Source organism: Ensifer sp. 22460 (assembly GCF_052044935.1).
In the GTDB taxonomy this organism is placed as follows: domain Bacteria; phylum Pseudomonadota; class Alphaproteobacteria; order Rhizobiales; family Rhizobiaceae; genus Ensifer.
Window position 1 is genome coordinate 91,180 of the sequence record NZ_JBQENZ010000025.1, and the last position, 18,590, is coordinate 109,769.

Annotated in this window: 17 protein-coding genes; 16 read left to right on the forward strand and 1 reads right to left on the reverse strand. The window is 62.3% G+C overall.

The window, feature by feature from the left end:
• Positions 1–10 precede the first annotated feature (10 nt).
• Positions 11–2,110 carry a bifunctional rhamnulose-1-phosphate aldolase/short-chain dehydrogenase gene (locus ACTJKM_RS26715; RefSeq protein ID WP_058329021.1) on the reverse strand — a complete coding sequence of 700 codons (2,100 nt, stop codon included), beginning with the start codon at positions 2,108–2,110 and terminating at the stop codon, positions 11–13.
• Between the two features lie 202 nt (positions 2,111–2,312).
• Between ACTJKM_RS26715 and ACTJKM_RS26720 the strand changes: the two genes are divergently transcribed.
• From ACTJKM_RS26720 to cheD, 16 genes are all read left to right on the forward strand, one after another.
• Positions 2,313–3,125 carry a DeoR/GlpR family DNA-binding transcription regulator gene (locus ACTJKM_RS26720; protein ID WP_057248184.1) on the forward strand — a complete coding sequence of 271 codons (813 nt, stop codon included), beginning with the start codon at positions 2,313–2,315 and terminating at the stop codon, positions 3,123–3,125.
• 116 nt (positions 3,126–3,241) lie between these two features.
• On the forward strand, positions 3,242–4,231 hold the full coding sequence (gene rhaS, locus ACTJKM_RS26725; RefSeq protein WP_057248265.1) for a rhamnose ABC transporter substrate-binding protein: 990 nt from the start codon (positions 3,242–3,244) through the stop codon (positions 4,229–4,231).
• A 302-nt stretch (positions 4,232–4,533) separates the two neighbouring features.
• Positions 4,534–6,030 (forward strand): sugar ABC transporter ATP-binding protein, encoded by a 1,497-nt coding sequence (locus ACTJKM_RS26730; protein WP_057248185.1) that lies wholly within the window; start codon positions 4,534–4,536, stop codon positions 6,028–6,030.
• Positions 6,027–7,007, forward strand: coding sequence for an ABC transporter permease (locus ACTJKM_RS26735; protein WP_057248186.1), 981 nt, complete (start codon positions 6,027–6,029; stop codon positions 7,005–7,007). The genes ACTJKM_RS26730 and ACTJKM_RS26735 overlap by 4 nt, the downstream gene beginning before the upstream one ends.
• Entirely contained in the window at positions 7,007–8,011 is a 1,005-nt protein-coding gene (locus ACTJKM_RS26740) for an ABC transporter permease (RefSeq protein ID WP_058328715.1), read from the forward strand. The genes ACTJKM_RS26735 and ACTJKM_RS26740 overlap by 1 nt, the downstream gene beginning before the upstream one ends.
• Before the next feature lie 7 nt (positions 8,012–8,018).
• On the forward strand, positions 8,019–8,333 hold the full coding sequence (gene rhaM, locus ACTJKM_RS26745) for an L-rhamnose mutarotase (RefSeq protein ID WP_058323557.1): 315 nt from the start codon (positions 8,019–8,021) through the stop codon (positions 8,331–8,333).
• A 4-nt stretch (positions 8,334–8,337) separates the two neighbouring features.
• Positions 8,338–9,726, forward strand: a complete 1,389-nt coding sequence (locus tag ACTJKM_RS26750) for an FGGY-family carbohydrate kinase (protein ID WP_113513735.1) — start codon at positions 8,338–8,340, stop codon at positions 9,724–9,726.
• 800 nt (positions 9,727–10,526) lie between these two features.
• Positions 10,527–12,140 carry a globin-coupled sensor protein gene (locus ACTJKM_RS26755; protein WP_058328714.1) on the forward strand — a complete coding sequence of 538 codons (1,614 nt, stop codon included), beginning with the start codon at positions 10,527–10,529 and terminating at the stop codon, positions 12,138–12,140.
• A gap of 41 nt (positions 12,141–12,181) precedes the next feature.
• The gene (locus ACTJKM_RS26760; protein WP_057248191.1) at positions 12,182–12,475 is read left to right on the forward strand and encodes an STAS domain-containing protein; all 294 of its coding nucleotides are present in this window, start codon (positions 12,182–12,184) and stop codon (positions 12,473–12,475) included.
• Positions 12,476–12,478: 3 nt separating this feature from the next.
• The gene (locus ACTJKM_RS26765; protein WP_025425897.1) at positions 12,479–12,844 is read left to right on the forward strand and encodes a response regulator; all 366 of its coding nucleotides are present in this window, start codon (positions 12,479–12,481) and stop codon (positions 12,842–12,844) included.
• A gap of 19 nt (positions 12,845–12,863) precedes the next feature.
• Positions 12,864–15,164, forward strand: a complete 2,301-nt coding sequence (locus ACTJKM_RS26770; RefSeq protein ID WP_058328713.1) for a chemotaxis protein CheA — start codon at positions 12,864–12,866, stop codon at positions 15,162–15,164.
• Between the two features lie 5 nt (positions 15,165–15,169).
• Positions 15,170–15,640, forward strand: a complete 471-nt coding sequence (locus ACTJKM_RS26775; RefSeq protein ID WP_058328716.1) for a chemotaxis protein CheW — start codon at positions 15,170–15,172, stop codon at positions 15,638–15,640.
• Positions 15,637–16,545, forward strand: a complete 909-nt coding sequence (cheR, locus tag ACTJKM_RS26780) for a protein-glutamate O-methyltransferase CheR (protein WP_058328712.1) — start codon at positions 15,637–15,639, stop codon at positions 16,543–16,545. The genes ACTJKM_RS26775 and cheR overlap by 4 nt, the downstream gene beginning before the upstream one ends.
• Positions 16,542–17,603, forward strand: a complete 1,062-nt coding sequence (locus tag ACTJKM_RS26785; protein ID WP_057248194.1) for a protein-glutamate methylesterase/protein-glutamine glutaminase — start codon at positions 16,542–16,544, stop codon at positions 17,601–17,603. The genes cheR and ACTJKM_RS26785 overlap by 4 nt, the downstream gene beginning before the upstream one ends.
• Positions 17,603–17,992 (forward strand): response regulator, encoded by a 390-nt coding sequence (locus ACTJKM_RS26790; RefSeq protein ID WP_025425902.1) that lies wholly within the window; start codon positions 17,603–17,605, stop codon positions 17,990–17,992. Before ACTJKM_RS26785 ends, ACTJKM_RS26790 begins: the two co-directional genes overlap by 1 nt.
• Entirely contained in the window at positions 17,989–18,543 is a 555-nt protein-coding gene (cheD, locus tag ACTJKM_RS26795) for a chemoreceptor glutamine deamidase CheD (protein ID WP_057248195.1), read from the forward strand. Before ACTJKM_RS26790 ends, cheD begins: the two co-directional genes overlap by 4 nt.
• Positions 18,544–18,590 lie beyond the last annotated feature (47 nt).

Consider the following 18,590-nt stretch of genomic DNA (forward strand, 5'->3'; position numbering starts at 1 on the left):
ACCTCCTCGATCAGCGGGTGAAGGACTGGGCGTTGCCCGCGTCGACATTGATGATGTTGCCGGTGGATTTCGCCGACATGTCGGAGGCGAGGAAGTAGATCGCCTCGGCGATGTCCTCCGGGAAGACGCTGAGCTTCAGCATCGAGCGCTCGCGATAATGCGCCTCGAGGTCGTCGACATCCATCTTGTAGGCGGCGGCGCGCTGCTCCTTCCACTCGCCAGTCCAGATCTTCGAGCCGCGCAGCACCGCGTCCGGGTTGACGACGTTGACGCGGATCTGCGCCGATGCGCCCTCAAGTGCCAGGCAACGGGCGAGATGGATCTCGGCCGCCTTGGCGGTGCAATAGGCCGAGGCGCCGGGGGAGGCGGCAAGCCCGTTCTTGGAGGCGACGAAGACGATATTGCCGCCGGCTTTCTGCTGGCGGAAGATGCGGAAGGCTTCGCGCGAGACGAGGAAGTAACCGGTCGTGAGGATCTCGATGTTCTTGTTCCAGAGCGAAAGCGTCGTGTCCTCGATCGCAGCGGACGAGGCAAGACCCGCATTGGAAACGAGAATATCGAGGCCGCCAAAGGCCAGCAGCGCATCAGCGAAGCCGCCTTCGACGGCCGCCTCGCTGGTGACATTCATGGTGACGGAGCGGACGACATCCTTGCCGTAGCGTGCCGAAAGATCGCTCTCGGCAGCGGCGAGCGCCGTCTCGTCGATATCGGCCAGCACCACGCACGCGCCTTCCTGCATCAGCCGGTTGGCCGTCGCCTTGCCGATGCCGCCGGCACCGCCGGTGACGAGCGCGATGCGGCCGACAAGGCTCTTCGGCTTCGGCATGCGCTGCAGCTTCGCTTCCTCCAGCAGCCAGTATTCGATGTCGAAGGCTTCCTGTTCCGGCAGGCCGACATAGGTGGAGACACCGGAAGCGCCGCGCATGACGTTGATGGCGTTGACATAGAACTCGCCGGAGATGCGGGCGGTCGCCTTGTCCTTGGCGAATGTGATCATGCCGACGCCCGGCACGAGATAGACGACCGCATTGGGATCGCGCATAGCCGGGCTGTCTACGCGTTTGCAGCGCTCGTAGTAGGCCGCATAGTCGGCGCGATAGGCGGCGATTGCCTCGGGAAGCGCAGCGAGCGTCCCGTCGATATCCGGCTTGGCCGGATCGAATTCGATCACCAGCGGTCGGATCTTGGTGCGCAGGAAGTGGTCGGGGCAGCTCGTGCCGAGCGCCGCCAGCGGCTTCAGGTCCTTCGATGTGACGAAGTCGAGCACGGCCTGGCTGCCGTCGAAATGGCCGACCTTCTTCTCGTCGGCGCTGATCAGGCCGCGGATGACCGGCATCAGCTTGCGGGCGACATCGGCGCGGGCAGTAGCGTCGAGCGTCGCTGTTACTGCGCCCCCGAAGGCAGGCTTAGTGTTCTCGACCTCGAACCAGGCGATCGCCTTGTTGATGATCTCGATCGTCGTCTCATAGGCCTCTTTCGCCGTGTCGCCCCAGGTGAAGAGGCCGTGGCTTTCGAGCACGACGCCACGGGCACTCGGGTTTTCCAGGCAGAATTTTTCCAGCCACAGACCGAGCTCATAGCCGGGGCGCTTCCACGGCAGCCAGCCGATGTCGTCGCCGAAGATTTTTGCCGTCAGCTCGCGGCTGTTGTTGGCGGCGGCAATCGCGATGATCGCGTCGGGATGCATGTGGTCGACGTGCTTCTTCGGCACGTAGGCATGCAGCGGCGTGTCGATCGAGGCGGCGCGCGGATTGAGATTGAAGGTGCAATGCGGCAGGTAGCCGACCATCTCGTCTTCGAAATCAACGCCGCGATAGATCGTCTTCAGCGCATTGAGCTTGTCCATGTAGAGCGTCGCGAAGCCGTCGAGCTTGATCGTGCCGACGTCGCCGCCGGAGCCCTTGACCCAGAGAACCTCGACAGTGCCGCCGCCAAGCGGATCCTTTTCCATCACCTTAGCCGAGGTGTTGCCGCCGCCATAATTGGTGATGCGCTTGTCGGAGCCAAGCAGGTTCGAGCGATAGAGCAGCCGCTCGGATTCGCTCATACCGGCAGCCTTCGCCTCGTCCCAAAGGTTTGCAAGTCGTGCGCCCTGCTGCTTGTCGAGCATCTCGAATTCCTCCCGGTCTGATGTCGTGCGGCTTGGCGTCCGCACGGAGATATGGTTGGCATCAGATCATAGGACTTGAGCGTTAAAGTCAATCAAAAACGATCAAGTTCGCGCATATTGCGCTGCACAATGAAAAAATATGATTGATTGTGATTGACAATGGTCGATCGTGATGGAAGCATGAACGCCATCGGAGGAACGCATGCACGAGAAAGAAAGACATCGGATCATTCTGTCGGCGGTTCAGGAAAAACCCGTCGTCACCGTCCAGGAGTTGGTCGATCTGACCGACAGTTCCGAGGCGACGATCCGGCGCGATATCGCGGCACTCCACGTGCAGAAGAAGCTGCGCCGTGTGCGCGGCGGCGCCGAGGCAATCAACCCGCCGCAATTCGTCGGCCTTGCCGGTCGGCCGTTCAAGGTCAACGAAGGCCTGCACGCCCGCGAGAAGCAGGCGATCGCCAAGGAGGCGGTGGCGCTCTGCGAGGATGGCGAGCCGATCATCATCAATGGCGGCACCACCACCTTCCAGATGGTGCATTTTCTCAGCAATCGCCGCATGCAGGTGTTCACCAATTCCTTCCCGATCGCCGAGCACCTTTTAAAGCACTCAAAGAACACGGTGATGCTGTCCGGCGGCACGATCTACCGCGAGCAGAACATCATCTTAAGCCCCTTCGACAACGACGTGACGCGCAATTTCTATGCGCGCCGCATGTTCATGGGGGCTCAAGGACTGGGGCCGCTCGGCCTGATGGAAGCGGACCCGCTTCTGATCCAAGCGGAACAGAAACTGATCGATCAGGCGGACGAACTCGTCGTGCTGGTCGACTCGTCGAAATTTCACAAGCGATCGAGCCTCATTCTTTGCGGGCTGAAGCGGATCGCCACTGTCATTACGGATTCGGGCATCGAGGACAGGCATGCCGCGATGCTCGAAAATGCCGGGGTGAGGCTGGTTGTGGCCAGCAGCAGGGCCGGTACGGATGCGGAGAACATATCCTCGTCCGCCTGACGCGGGTGAGGAGAGGGGAAGGCGGTGGTCACGGTTAAGGGAGCCGGGTCGTTGCCGAACGGAGGAATTTGCGCCGGATGCGATTTTCGCGAACCGGACAATGGGAGGAAATGAGCATGAAGATCCTGAAGTCACTGATGGTCACGGCCGCGGTTTCGCTTGCGCTGATGGCCAATGCCGCGCATGCGGAAAACAAGAAGATCGCGCTCGTCGTCAAGGCGCTCGGCATCGGCTTCTTCGAAGCTGCCAACAAGGGCGCCCAGGAAGCCGCCAAAGAACTGGGCGACGTCGAAGTGATCTACACCGGCCCGACCTCGACCACCGCCGAGGGCCAGATCGAGGTGATCAACTCGCTGATCGCCCAGAAGGTCGATGCGATCGCCGTTTCGGCCAACGACACGGACGCCCTGGTGCCGGCGCTGAAGAAGGCGATGGACCGCGGCATCAAGGTCATCTCCTGGGACAGCGGTGTCGCCAAGGATGGCCGGTTGATGCACCTCAACCCGTCGTCGAACCCGCTGATCGGCAACATGATCATCAAGCTTGCCGCCGACAACCTGCCTGAGGGCGGCGACGTCGCCGTGCTCTCGGCGTCCGCAACAGCGACCAACCAGAACACCTGGATCGCCGAGATGAAGAAGGTCCAGGGCAACTACAAGGGCATCAACGTCGTAACAACCGTCTATGGCGACGACCTTGCCGACAAGTCCTATCGCGAAACCCAAGGGCTCATTCAGTCCTATCCGAACCTGAAGGCGATCATCGCGCCGACCTCGGTCGGTATCGTTGCCGCCGCACAGGCCGTTACCGACGCCGGCAAGATCGGCCAGATCAACGTAACGGGCTTGGGCCTTCCCTCGGAAATGGCCGGCCACGTCAAGTCGGGCGCTTCCAAGTCCTTCGCCATCTGGAACCCGATCGACCTCGGCTATTCCGCAACGATGATCGCCTATGATCTGATCGGCGGTGCCGAAGCCAAGCCCGGCGCGGAACTGAAGATGGGCCGTATGGGTGCCGTCAAGCTCGACGACAACAATGAAGGCGCGATGGCCGACCCGTTCGTCTACGATGCCAAGAACGTCGAGGAATTCGCCAAGATCTTCTGATCTGGCGAACGACCAAACTGGCGTCGCCCCTCATCCGCGCGGTGAGGGAAGGGCCCCTCATCCGCCTGCCGGCACCTTCTCCCCGCAGGCGGGGAGAAGGGACAAGCGGCAACCGTTCGCTCCTCTTCCACGTCAAGGAGGGAGGAGAGCGGCGTCCTCGTTCCCTCTCCCCGCGCGCGGGGAGAGGGTTAGTCCTCGGGTTAAACCCGAGGAGAGGGGCATTTGCAGACTGCGGTGCCCTCGATGTCAGGCACATAGATCAGGCGGAACGGAACTTGCTCCAGGATACGCTCACATCGCGGATGAAGCCCGCCATCGCGCTTGAGGGGATCTCGAAGTCCTTCCCCGGCGTCAAGGCGCTCTCTGATGTTTCGCTGTCGCTCTATCCGGGATCGGTGACCGCGCTGATCGGCGAAAACGGCGCCGGAAAGTCGACGCTGGTGAAGATCCTGACCGGCATCTATCAGCCGGATGGCGGCACGATCCGCGTTGCGGAGCAGGAGGTCCATTTCCCGACGGCACTTGCCGCAGCGCGTGCCGGCGTCACCGCGATCCACCAGGAAACCGTGCTTTTCGATGAGCTCTCGGTCGCCGAAAACATCTTCCTCGGCCATGCACCGCGCAATCGCTTCGGCCTGATCGACTGGAAGAAGCTCAATACTGATGCGCGCGCGTTGCTTGCGCGCGCCGGTGCCGATCTCGATCCGACGATCCGCCTGCGTGATCTCGGCATTGCCAAGAAACATCTCGTCGCGATCGCCCGCGCGCTTTCCGTCGATGCCCAGGTGGTCATCATGGACGAGCCGACCGCCGCGCTGTCGCACAAGGAGATCCACGAGCTCTATGCGCTCGTCGAGCGGTTGAAGGCTGACGGCAAGGCGATCCTCTTCATCAGTCACAAGTTCGACGAGATCTTCCGCATTGCCGATCGCTACACCGTCTTCCGCGATGGAACGATGGTGGATGAGGGCCTGATTGCCGATGTCAGCCAGGACGAACTGGTGCGCCTCATGGTCGGCCGCGCCGTCGGTTCGGTCTACCCGAAGAAGGAAGTGGTGATCGGCGCGCCGGTGCTCACCGTTTCGGGCTACCGCCACCCGACCGAGTTCGAGGACATCAATTTCGAGCTTCGCCGCGGCGAGATCCTCGGTTTCTACGGTCTCGTCGGCGCCGGCCGATCGGAATTCATGCAGTCGCTGATCGGCGTCACCCGGCCTTCCGCTGGTGCGGTCCGGCTCGATGGCGAGGTGCTCGTGATCCGCAGCCCCTCCGAGGCGATCCGCAGCGGCATCGTCTATGTGCCCGAAGAGCGCGGCCGCCAGGGCGCGATCATCGGATTGCCGATCTTTCAAAACGTCACCTTGCCGTCGCTGTCGCGGACCTCGCGCTCGGGCTTCCTGAAACTTGCCAACGAGTTCGCGCTCGCCCGCGAGTACACCGCGCGCCTCGATCTGCGTGCTGCTTCGCTCGATCAAGACGTCGGCACGCTCTCGGGCGGCAACCAGCAGAAGGTCGTCATCGCCAAGTGGCTGGCGACCAAGCCGAAGGTGATCATTCTCGACGAGCCGACCAAGGGCATCGACATCGGCTCCAAGGCGGCCGTGCACGCCTTCATGAGCGAGCTTGCGGCTCAAGGCCTCAGCGTCATCATGGTCTCCTCGGAAATCCCCGAGATCATGGGCATGTCCGACCGCGTCATCGTCATGCGCGAGGGGCGGATCGCCGGGCGCTTCGAGCGCGCCGATCTGACGGCCGAAAAGCTGGTGCGTGCCGCTGCCGGCATTCAGGAGGCCGCGTGATGGCGAAGTTTCTAAAGAATCGTGAGCTGCTGCTCGTCGGCGCGATCGCCGTGCTGCTCGCGCTCATTACCTGGCGTTTCCCGCCTTTCGTCGCACCCGCCAATCTCGCGCGTGTCTACAACGACACCTCGATCCTCATTATCCTGGCGCTCGGCCAGATGGCTGTGATCCTGACGCGCTGCATCGACCTTTCGATGGCTGCCAACCTGGCGCTCTCCGGCATGGTCGCGGCGATGCTGAACGCTGCTTTTCCGGGCCTGCCGATCCCACTGATCATGCTCGCCGCGATCGCGCTCGGCGCGTTGCTCGGTATGATCAACGGCGCGCTCGTCTGGAAACTCGATATTCCGCCGATCGTCGTGACACTCGGCACGCTCACTATCTATCGCGGCCTGATCTTCCTCTTGACCGACGGCAAGTGGATCAACGCGCACCAGATGAGTGATGCATTCAAGGCGCTGCCGCGCGACGCGCTCTTCGGCTTCCCGGTTCTTTCCTGGCTGTCGCTGGTCATGATCGGGCTCGTCTTCCTGCTGATGAACCGCACGGCCCTCGGCCGCGCCTTCTATGCCGTCGGCGGCAATCCGCATGCGGCCGTCTATACCGGCATCGATGTCGGCCGCACCCGCTTCTCGGCCTATTGCCTTTCGGGCGCGCTCGCCGGGCTATCCGGCTATCTCTGGGTGTCGCGTTATGCCGTCGCCTATGTCGACATCGCCGCCGGCTTCGAGCTCGACATCATCGCGGCCTGTGTCATCGGCGGCATCTCGATCGCCGGCGGTATCGGTACCGTCGCGGGTGCAGTGCTCGGCGCGCTGTTTCTCGGCGTGATCAAGAACGCCCTGCCGGTCATCAACATTTCGCCCTTCGCGCAGATGGCGATTTCCGGCACGGTCATCATTATCGCTGTTGCCGTCAACGCCCGCGCCGAGCGGCGAAAGGGCCGTGTCATCCTGAGAAAAGCGGAGGCTGTCTGATGGCCGAAACCCACCTGGCTCCCCGCCACATCCCCGATCGGCTGGAAGGGCGCAGCGCCCGGCTTTTGAGGAGCTGGGAAAGCCTGCTGTTCGTCGTCGCCTGCCTGATCTTCCTCGGCAACTCACTGGCGTCGCCGTATTTCCTCGATCCGTGGAACCTCTCGGACGCGACCTTCAACTTCACCGAGAAGGCGATGATCGCCTTTGCCATGGCGCTCGTGATCATCTCCGGCGAGATCGATCTGTCGGTGGCCTCGATCATCGCGCTTGCCTCGACGGCGATGGGCTATGCCGTCCAGCTCGGCTTCGATACGCCGGCGCTGGTGGCGATCGGCCTCTCAGTGGGCCTCATTTGCGGCGCGGTCAACGGCCTGTTGATCACTGGTCTCGGGCTGCCGTCGATCGTGGTGACCATCGGCACCATGAGCCTCTTCCGCGGGCTCTCCTTCATCATTCTCGGCGACCAGGCCTTCACCGGCTATCCCGGCAGTTTCTCCTGGTTCGGCCAGGGCTATGTCTGGTGGGTGTTTTCCTTCGAGTTCACGCTCTTCGTCATCCTCGCCGTCGTCTACGGCATCGTCCTGCACAAGACCAATTTCGGCCGTGCGGTCTATGCCATTGGCAACAATCAGACTGCAGCGCTTTTTTCCGGCATCCGGGTCGCGCGCATCAAGTTTATCCTCTTCCTGCTTACCGGTCTGATGGCGGGGCTTGCATCGATCTGCCTGACCTCGCGCCTCGGCTCGACCCGTCCGTCGATCGCGCTCGGCTGGGAGCTCGAAGTGGTGACGATGGTGGTGCTCGGAGGCGTCAACATTCTCGGTGGCTCCGGAACCATCCCCGGCGTCGTGCTCGCGGCGCTGATCATGGGCATGGTGACCTTCGGCTTCGGCCTTCTCAACGTGCCCGGTATCGTCATGTCGATCTTCATCGGCCTGCTGCTGATCTCGGTCATCGCACTCCCCATTCTCTGGCGGCGTGCCCGCCGCCGTCTCGCGCATTGAGGTTCCGATGGAAAAATACGCCTTCCGCATGCGGCTGAACCCAGGCATGGCGGCCGAATACAAGGCGCGGCACGATGCCATCTGGCCGGAGCTGGCGGCGCTCCTGAAGGAGGCGGGCGTCTCCGACTATTCCATCCATCTGGACGAGGAGACCAGCCTGCTCTTCGGCGTTCTCTGGCGCACGGACGACCACCGAATGGCCGACCTGCCGTCCCATCCCGTCATGCGGAAATGGTGGGCCTATATGGCCGATATCATGGAGACCAAGGCCGATAACGAGCCGGTGGCGGTGCCGCTCAAAACCGTCTTCCATATGGACTGATCGGATGCGGGTCGTTTGCGTCATCGATATCGGCAAGACCAATGCGAAGGTCGCGGCCGTCGATCTCGAACGGTTCGAGGAGATCGCCGTCCGCAAGACGGCGAATGCGGTGCTAACTTCCGGTCCCTATCCGCATTTCGATATCGAGCACCTCTGGGCCTTCCTGCTTGAGAGCCTCGCGGCGCTTAACGCCGAACACGCTTTCGAGGCAGTCTCCATTACCACCCATGGCGCGACAGCGGTCGTGCTCGATGCTGCAGGCCACCTTGCGCTACCGGTGCTGGACTATGAATACGCCGGACCCGACAGCCTTGCCGCCGAATATGATGTGGCGCGGCCCCCGTTTTCAGAGACTGGCTCTGCACGCTTGCCTATGGGCCTCAATGTCGGCGCGCAACTCTATTGGCAGCAGAAGACCTTTCCGGATGATTTTGCGCGGGTCGCGTCGATCCTCACCTATGCGCAATACTGGACCTATCGCCTGACCGGCGTTCTCTCAAACGAACTGACGTCGCTCGGTTGTCATACCGATCTTTGGAACCCGCGAGCCGGCACGTTCTCGTCTCTGGTCGAACGCCAGGGCTGGAGGCCACTCTTTGCGCCGGTTTTGAAGGCGAGCGATATCGCCGGTGCCTTGCGACCGGAAGTCTGTGCCGCAACCGGCATTGCGCCTGATACACCCGTCTATTGCGGCATTCATGATTCCAACGCATCGCTGCTCCCGCATCTGCTGACGCGCGCTTCGCCATTCTCGGTCGTTTCGACCGGAACCTGGGTCGTCATGCTGGCGGTCGGCGCAGAGCCGAAGGCGCTCGACGAACATCGCGACACGCTCATCAATGTCAACGCGCTCGGCGAGCCCGTGCCCTCGGCCCGCTTCATGGGCGGCCGCGCCTTCCAGCTTCTGCTGGGGGAGGGGTCGGTTCCCCCATCGCCGGATGTGGAAGAGACGGTCGCCAAGGCCGGCCACATGCTGCTGCCGTCCATTCCCGAGGGGTCTGGTCCCTTTCCGACTTCGAAGGCGATCTGGACGACCGACGAACAGGCGCTTGGCGCCGCCGAGCGTTTTGCCGTCGTCTCGTTTCACCTGGCGCTGATGACGGCCACCTGCCTCGATCTGATCGGCGCGCGCGGGGAGGTCGTCGTCGAGGGACCGTTTGCCGCAAACAAGGCCTATCTGCGCATGCTCGCAGCGGCGACCGGAAGGCCGGTCTTCGCCGATCCCCAGAATGTTACGGGCACGAGCCTCGGTGCAGCCTGCCTCGTCCAGGGATCGAGGGTCAGGACCGGGATCGAGCCGGTTGCGGGCGAGATTCCCGAGAGCTTCGTCATCTATGCGCAGGCATGGCGCGAGGCGGCACTCAAGCATACAGGCAAAGAAAAGCGGCCATAGAACATTCGCTCACGGCCGCAAAGATGCTTGGCTGTATCAGGAAGATACGGGCCTGAGCCTGCTCAAAACACAGAGCTGCGCTTTGCCGAGCGGTTATGCTCGATGTTGAGCACGATCGATACTGCCATCATTGTCAGGATTGCTGTGAGTGCGGCGCCAATACCAAGAACAATCATTGTTCGTTTCCTGTAAGCGCATCGTCATGATGTCGCTTTGCCTAGATCACGATGATTTGGGTCGCAGCGACCCCAATCATAAACGTGATCGATTTCTTATAACTTAGAGCGGGATGCGGGAGGAAAACCGCACACACTTTTCCTCATCCCGCTCTTGCGAAGGTTTCTTCGCGCATTGAGCGCCCACTTCACTTTCGCTTCGATACGCGAGCGCAAGTCGAAGTACAATTCTAAACTCTTGTGAGTGAGAACCTGTTGTAATCCAGGGGCTTTATTACAGTTTTGTTGCGGTGCAAAAATGGCCCGCGAAAACACCCTGCGAATTTTAGTGAATCCGATTAGAGGCGAGGGACCGTTAACCTTCAAGCAAGGAATTAACCATAAACATGGTCCCACACGTCGGAATGGGATAATTCACAAGTCTCCTCAAGGCATGATGCCGCCCCGCCGTACCGGTTCCGGTCCGGTATCCATTCTTCACCGAATTTACTTGCGGGATGAACGATAGCAGACGCTGCTGGCGGGGGCTGATCTCATCGATGTGGCGTGCACGTCCGGTGGACTGTGGCTCCCCTTGAACCTCTCCGGGCAAATTCGAAAACGCGCATTACCCGGGGATCAGCGTTGAGGCAGGAAGCATCGTCAGAACAGGCAAGGAAGGGCCAGGCAGGCAGCCTGCTGGAGCGCTTGCGTTTTGCCGGGCTCGACGACGAGAGCTGCAACCGCGTCCGGGATCACAGACAGAAGCTTTCTCCCCGCATCGACCAGGCGCTTCGCGACCTTTTCCAGCGCCTCCAGACCTATCCCGATGCCGCCCGCCATTTCGACAGCGACCGCCAGATCGATCGCCTTCAGGACCTTCAATCGTCGCACTGGAACGTGCTGACGGACGCGCGTTTCGACGGGCTCTATGCCGAGCGCGTCAAGGTGCTCGCCGACACGGCAAGCCGCATGGGTCTCGATCCGCGCTGGCAGATGGCCAGCCATGCGGTCGTGCTCGAGCATCTGCTCGTCGGTCTCATCGAAGAGGCCTGGCCGAGATCTTTCCTGCCGATGGGCAAGGCGCGCCGCCGCGAGCTCTGCGACCTCGTCGCGGCGCTGGTGCGCACCGTCTTCGTCGACACCGAGATCGGTGTTTCGCTCCGTTTCAATGCCCTGCGCCAGCAGCACCAGCGGCAGCTGACCGAGCAGCGCAGCGCCGACGAACAGGAAGTCAAGGCGCTCTTCGGCGACTTTGCCGAGAGTCTGAGCCAGGGCGATCTTGGTGCGCGGCTGCCGGAAGCGGCAGCGGAAGCCTACCAGCCGATCGTCGCCAGTCTGAATGCGGCGCTGGAACAAATTCAACAGAGCCTGCAGGCATCTGACCACCACAACCGTTCCGCCGAAGCTCTGGTCGATCGCATGCGCGGAAACGCGGCTGCCTTCTCGGACAAGGCGAGTGTGGAAGCCGATGCGCTGTCCGGGCAGCTTGCAGCACTTGCCGACATGGCTGGACGCATGGCGAGCGGCTCCGGCCGCATCAGCGCCACGGAAACGAAGGCCAACGAAACCCGCATCGCCGTCGAGCGCAGCGGCGAAATCGCCGGCCAGGCAATCAGCGCCATGGCCGACATCGAGGCATCGGCTGAAAAGATCGGCCAGATCATCGGCGTGATCGACGAGATCGCCTTCCAGACCAATCTGCTGGCGCTCAATGCCGGCATCGAAGCGGCGCGGGCTGGCGACAGCGGTCGCGGCTTTGCCGTCGTCGCCCAGGAAGTGCGCGCCCTCGCGCAGCGCTCCGGCGAGGCGGCCCGTGAAATCAAGCAGCTCGTCTCCGGCACCAAGGCGCAGGTCGAAACCGGTGTCGAGATCGTCGGCCGCACCCAGGACGCGATCAGCAGCATCGTCGAGCAGGTCACGTCGATCAATTCGGCCGTTTCCGGCATAGCCCGCGAAGCGGAGCAACAGGTCGGCGACCTCCGGGGTGTCGCGGCCGAGATCGGCACGATCTCGCAGGGCGTGCAGGCAAGTGCTGCCCTGGCGGGAGAAACCGCGCGTTCGTCGGACGATCTCCACACCGTCATCGTCGAGCTTGGCGAAACCATCCGTCGGTTTCGTCTGGAGCGGCGTCATCCTGTTTCGTCAGCTGCCGGTCGTGAACCGAGCCGGCCGGCCCTGGGCGTGATTGCCGAAGAGCCGGGACTGCCGCTGTTCGACGACGGGCCGCAACGGCAGCTCGCCGGATGGCAGCGCTGATTTCAAGAGCAGTACAGAGTTAGCAGTCGAGGAAGACAGGAATGGCCAGCAAGAAGACCGCTCAGAAGACGCTCAGCCTCGCTCCGGTGCTGGACCTGAATGAGGCGACGGCGTTGCACGAGAAGCTGATCGCTCTGAAAGGCAGCGACATCGTGATCGACGCTTCGGCGGTCGAGCGGGTGGGCACGCTTTGTGTCCAGGTGCTGATGGCCGGCGCCAAGACCTGGGAAGAGGATCATTTGTCTTTCACCTTCAGCAAGGTGTCGGACGCTTTCGAGAAAACGACACAGCTCATCGGGGTCGAAATCGATCATCTGGTGGCAAAGGAGATTTGAGAAATGAAGAAGCGAGTTCTGACGGTCGACGACTCCCGGACGATCCGAAACATGCTGCTGGTCACGCTGAACAATGCCGGGTTCGAGACGATCCAGGCCGAGGACGGCGTCGAGGGACTTGAGGTTCTGGAAGAAGCCAACCCGGATGTGATCGTCACCGATATCAACATGCCGCGTCTCGACGGTTTCGGTTTCATCGAAGGCGTGCGCAAGAACGATCGCTACCGCGCCATCCCGATCCTGGTGCTGACCACCGAAAGCGATGCGGAAAAGAAGAACCGCGCGCGCCAGGCGGGGGCAACGGGCTGGATCGTCAAGCCGTTCGACCCGACCAAACTCATCGATGCAATTGAGCGCGTAACGGCCTGAAGTCCGGGGATAACCTCCAATGGATATGAACGAAATCAAAGAGATCTTCTTCCAGGAGTGCGAGGAGCAACTCGCTGAACTGGAATCGGGTCTGCTGAAGCTCAATGACGGCGACCGCGACCCGGAAACGGTCAATGCGGTGTTCCGCGCGGTGCACTCGATCAAGGGCGGCGCCGGCGCCTTTGGGCTCGACGACCTCGTCTCCTTCGCGCATGTGTTCGAGACGACCCTTGATTGCGTTCGTTCCAACCGGCTCGATCCCGGTCCGGAGGTTCTGAAGGTCATGCTGAAGTCGGCCGACGTGCTCGCCGACCTCACCAATGCCGCTCGTGACGGCGGCAGTGTCGACGAGGCGCGCAGCCGCCAGCTGATCAAGGAGCTCGAGGCTTTGGCGAACGGCGAAGTGCCGCAAGCGTCAGCAGCCGCCCCAGCGCCGGTCGAAGTGGTTGCCAAGCCCGTCACCGCCGTGGCCCCGCCGCCGGTCAACGACGAAGGGTTCCAACCGGTCGCTTTCTCCTTCGACGACTTCGACGCTGCCGAAGAACCGCCGCTGATGGAAATGCCCACCTACGAGATCGTCTTCAAGCCGAAGTCCGATCTCTATGCCAAGGGCAATGAGGCAACGCTGCTTCTGCGCGACCTCTCCCGCCTTGGCGAAATGAGCATCCATTGCGACATGGGCGCACTGCCGACGCTCGAGCGGCTGAGCCCGGAGAGCGCCTATTTCTCCTGGAAGATCCAGCTTGCGACCGACAAGGGCGAGGACGCGATCCGCACCGTCTTCGAATTCGCCGAGTGGGATTGCGACCTGGAGATTTCCCTGGTCGAAGACGAGGCTACGCAGTCGGGCGAAGAGCTGCCGATGCAGCCGGTGCCTTTCGATCTTTCGATCCTTGATGATGAGCCGGCGGTTTCGGTCGGTGTCGTCGAGGAGGAAGAACAGCTCGCGTCCCGACAGCAGGACATCCGCAACGCCGCCGTTTCGGCCGCAGGCACCGCCAGCAACGTGCTGCAGATGGCGCAATCCGCAGCCCGCGCCCCTGCCGAAAAGGCAGCGCCCGCCGCCAGCGCGGCCCAGAGCGCTGCCGCCCAGCAGGCAGCCGCATCGGCCGGCACGCCGACGATCCGCGTCGATCTCGACCGTGTCGATCGCCTGATCAACCTCGTCGGCGAACTGGTCATCAACCAGGCGATGCTCTCGCAGAGCGTCGTCGAGAACGACGCCAACGGCACGTCCTCGATCAACATGGGTCTCGAAGAGCTGCAGCAGCTCACCCGCGAGATCCAGGATTCGGTGATGGCGATCCGCGCGCAGCCGGTGAAGCCGGTGTTCCAGCGCATGTCGCGCATCGTCCGCGAAATCGCCGACATGACCGGCAAATCGGTCCGCCTGATCACCGAGGGCGAGAACACCGAAGTCGACAAGACGGTCATCGACAAGCTTGCCGAGCCGCTGACCCACATGATCCGCAACGCGGTCGACCACGGCCTCGAAACGCCGGAGAAGCGACTTGCCGCCGGCAAGAGCGCTGAAGGCACGGTGCGCCTGACGGCCAAGCATCGCTCAGGCCGTATCGTCATCGAACTTGCCGACGACGGCGCTGGCATCAACCGCGAGAAGGTGCGCCAGAAGGCGATCGACAACGACCTGATCGCGGCCGACGCAAATCTCTCGGACGAAGAGATCGACAACCTGATCTTCCACGCCGGCTTCTCGACGGCGGACAAGATCTCCGACATTTCCGGCCGCGGCGTCGGCATGGACGTGGTCAAGCGCTCGATCCAGGCGCTCGGTGGCCGCATCAACATCTCCTCGAAGCCGGGTCACGGTTCGGTCTTCACCATGAGCCTGCCGCTGACGCTCGCCGTGCTCGACGGCATGGTGGTCACCGTCGCCAACCAGACGCTCGTCGTGCCGCTGACCGCGATCGTCGAGACCCTGCAGCCGGAAGCTTCGGCAATCCATTCCTTCGGCTCCAACCAGCGGCTGATCTCGATCCGCAACTCCTTCTGCCCGCTCGTCGACGTCGGCCGCATCCTGAATTTCCGCGCCATCCAGGCGAACCCGGTCGAGGGCGTAGCACTTCTGGTGGAATCGGAAGGTGGCGGTCAGCGTGCGCTGATGGTCGATGCGATCCAGGGGCAGCGCCAGGTGGTGATCAAGAGCCTCGAGGCCAACTACACCCACGTGCCGGGCATCGCTGCGGCGACCATTCTCGGCGACGGCCGCGTGGCGCTCATTCTCGACGTCGACACGATCGTGGCCGCTTCGCGTGGCCAGTCGCTGAAGCCTGAAATGTCTCTCGCCGCTGCTGGATGAATGTGATGACCTATGTCGCAAAAAGTCTGACCACGGACGGGCGAGAGCTGATCGCTTTCCGCGTCGGCGACCAGGAGTTCTGCGTGAACGTGATGTCCGTGCGCGAGATCCGTGGATGGACACCGGCGACGGCAATGCCGCATGCGCCGTCCTACATGCTCGGCATCATCAATCTGCGCGGTGCCGTGTTGCCGATCATCGATCTTTCGGCCCGGCTCGGCATGAAGCCGGCCGAACCGACAGTGCGTCACGTCATCATCGTTGCGCAGGTCAAAAGCCAGGCCGTCGGTCTCCTGGTCGATGCCGTCTCCGACATCCTGACCATCACCAATGACAAGATCCAGCCGACACCCGACGTCGTCTCGTCGGAGTTCGAGAAGAGCTTCGCCCGCGGTGTGCTGGCGATCGAGGGCCGGATGATCTGCCTCATAGAGCTGGAAGCAATCTTCCCGCAGGAAGAAAGGGAAGCGGCATGAGGAACCAGGTCGCATTCGAACAGAAGCTGTCGCCGGACGAGTGCCTGGCCAGCGGCGAGTATCCATTGACCCGCCGCGATCTCACCGAGATCGCCGCGATGATCTATGCGGATGCCGGCATCTATCTCAACGAAAGCAAGGCGTCGCTCGTCTATTCGCGTCTGTCGAAGCATATCCGCAATCTCGGGCTCAAGGGCTTCCGGGATTATTGCCAGCTGGTCGCTTCGCCCGTCGGAGCCGCCGCCCGTCGCGACATGCTTTCGCACCTGACCACCAACTTCACGCGGTTCTTCCGCGAGAACCACCATTTCGAGCACTTGAAGACCGAAGTGCTGCCGGAGCTGATCGCGCGCGCCAAGGCCGGCGGCCGGGTGCGTATCTGGTCGGCGGCCTGCTCGGACGGGCAGGAGCCCTATTCGATCGCGCTGACGGTTCTGTCGCTGCTGCCGAACGCGGCCGACTACGACTTCCGCATCCTTGCGACCGACATCGATCCGAAGATCCTGGCGCTCGCCCGTGCCGGCGCCTATGACGCAACCGCGCTTGAAACCGTCAACCCGGCGATGCGCAAGCAATGGTTCTCCGAGGTCAATGCCGGCGGCCGCTTCAAGTGGCAGGTCGACGACCGGGTCAAGCGCCTGATCACCTTCAACGAGCTGAACCTGATGGCGCAATGGCCGTTCAAGGGCCCGTTCGACGTCATCTTTTGCCGCAACGTCGTCATCTATTTCGATGAACCGACGCAGATGAAGATCTGGTCGCGCTTCGCCGGCATGCTGAACACCGACGGTCATCTTTACATAGGGCATTCCGAGCGCGTGTCGGGTGACGCCAAGTCGCACTTCGACAACATCGGTATCACCACCTACCGCCATACCGGCAAGTTTCATGGAGGACGGGCATGACCGCTCCCGCTCGTGTTCTCGTCGTTGACGATTCGGCCACCATGCGTGGCCTGATCACCGCTGTCCTGAACGCCGACCCTGATGTGACCGTCGTTGGCCAGGCGGCCGACGCAATGGAAGCGCGCCAGGCGATCAAGCAACTCGACCCCGATGTCGTCACGCTCGACATCGAAATGCCGAACATGAACGGCCTCGAATTCCTCGACAAGATCATGCGGCTCCGACCGATGCCGGTCATCATGGTCTCGACGCTGACACACAAGGGCGCAGAGGCGACGATCGCCGCACTCGAAATCGGTGCTTTCGATTGCGTCGGCAAGCCGCACCCGGGCGATCCACATCCCTTCGCCGGCCTGGTCGACAAGGTGAAGGCGGCAGCGCGTTCGCAACGCAAGTTCATCATCACCGGCAACAAGATCGCGGGCTCTCCCGCTGCCGCCAACGCGAACACGGCTTCGGAATACCGGGCCGGCCGCAAGATCATCGCCATCGGTGCGTCGACCGGCGGCGTGGAAGCACTGATCACGGTGTTGCAGAAGTTCCCGGCCAATTGCCCGCCGACCGTTATCACGCAGCACATGCCGCACACCTTCACCAAGAGCTTTGCCGAGCGGTTGAACCGCCTGTGCGCGCCGACGGTGCAGGAGGCGACGGATGGTGCGCGGCTCGAAATCGGCAAGGTCTACCTGGCACCCGGTGGCGAGCGCCATCTGCAGGTCGCGAACGCGACGGCACCCTGCTGCCGCCTGGTCGATCGCGAACCGGTCAACGGACATCGGCCGTCGGTAGATGTGCTGTTTGATTCCGTTGCTGAACTCGCCGGCCGCAATGCGATCGGCGTCATTCTGACCGGCATGGGGCGCGATGGCGCCTCCGGTCTCCTGAAAATGCGGCATGCCGGGGCAAAGACCTTCGGACAAAACGAAAAGACATGTGTCGTCTACGGCATGCCGAGAGTCGCCTATGAATTGGGCGCCGTTGAAACCCAGCTCCCCCTCGGTTCCATCGGGGAGGAGGTCCTGAAAGCAGCGGCGCTCCGCAAGGAAGGAAGCGAATAATGTCCATCGCCGAAAAAATCAAAGTTCTGATCGTTGACGATCAGGTGACGAGCCGCCTGCTGCTGGGTGATGCCCTGCAGCAGCTCGGTTTCAAGCAGATCACCGCCGCCGGTGACGGGGAGCAGGGCATGAAGATCATGGCCCAGAACCCGCACCATCTGGTGATCTCCGACTTCAACATGCCGAAGATGGACGGCCTTGGCCTCTTGCAGGCGGTCCGTTCCAACCCGGCGACCAAGAAGGCGGCCTTTATCATTCTGACGGCCCAGGGCGATCGCGCACTGGTTCAGAAGGCGGCGGCCCTCGGTGCCAACAACGTGCTCGCCAAGCCCTTCACCATCGAAAAGATGAAGGCGGCGATCGAAGCCGTATTCGGGGCGCTCAAATGAACATGGAAGCCGCCGGCAAGCGCGTGCATGTCATCCAGGGCGAGTACAAGGTCTTCAACGATCCCAATATCGTGCTGTCGACCATTCTCGGCTCCTGTGTGGCGGCATGCATGCGCGATCCCGTGGTCGGTGTCGGCGGCATGAACCATTTCCTGCTGCCAGGTTCCGCGACTTCGCCCGCTTCCGGCGGCGACGCGACCCGCTACGGGGTCCATCTCATGGAACTCCTGATCAACGGACTGCTGAAGCAGGGCGCGCGTCGAGATCGTCTTGAAGCCAAGATCTTTGGCGGCGCCAAGACGATCGCGCGGTTCTCCAATGTCGGCGAACAGAATGCCGCTTTCGCACGGCAGTTCCTGCTCGACGAAGGCATCCGCATCGTCGGCGAAAGCACCGGCGGCGAGCACGGTCGCAAGCTCGAATATTGGCCGTCCAGCGGCCGGGCTCGGCAATATGCCCTGACCGGCGTCGAGACGCAGCGCACCGTACAGTTGGAGGAGCGTCCGGTCATCGCGCCGAAGCCGGCCGAAAGCTCGATCGAATTCTTCTGATCCTGCGGGGCAGGCGCCTCGCAGGCCGCAAATAAGACCTTCTACCG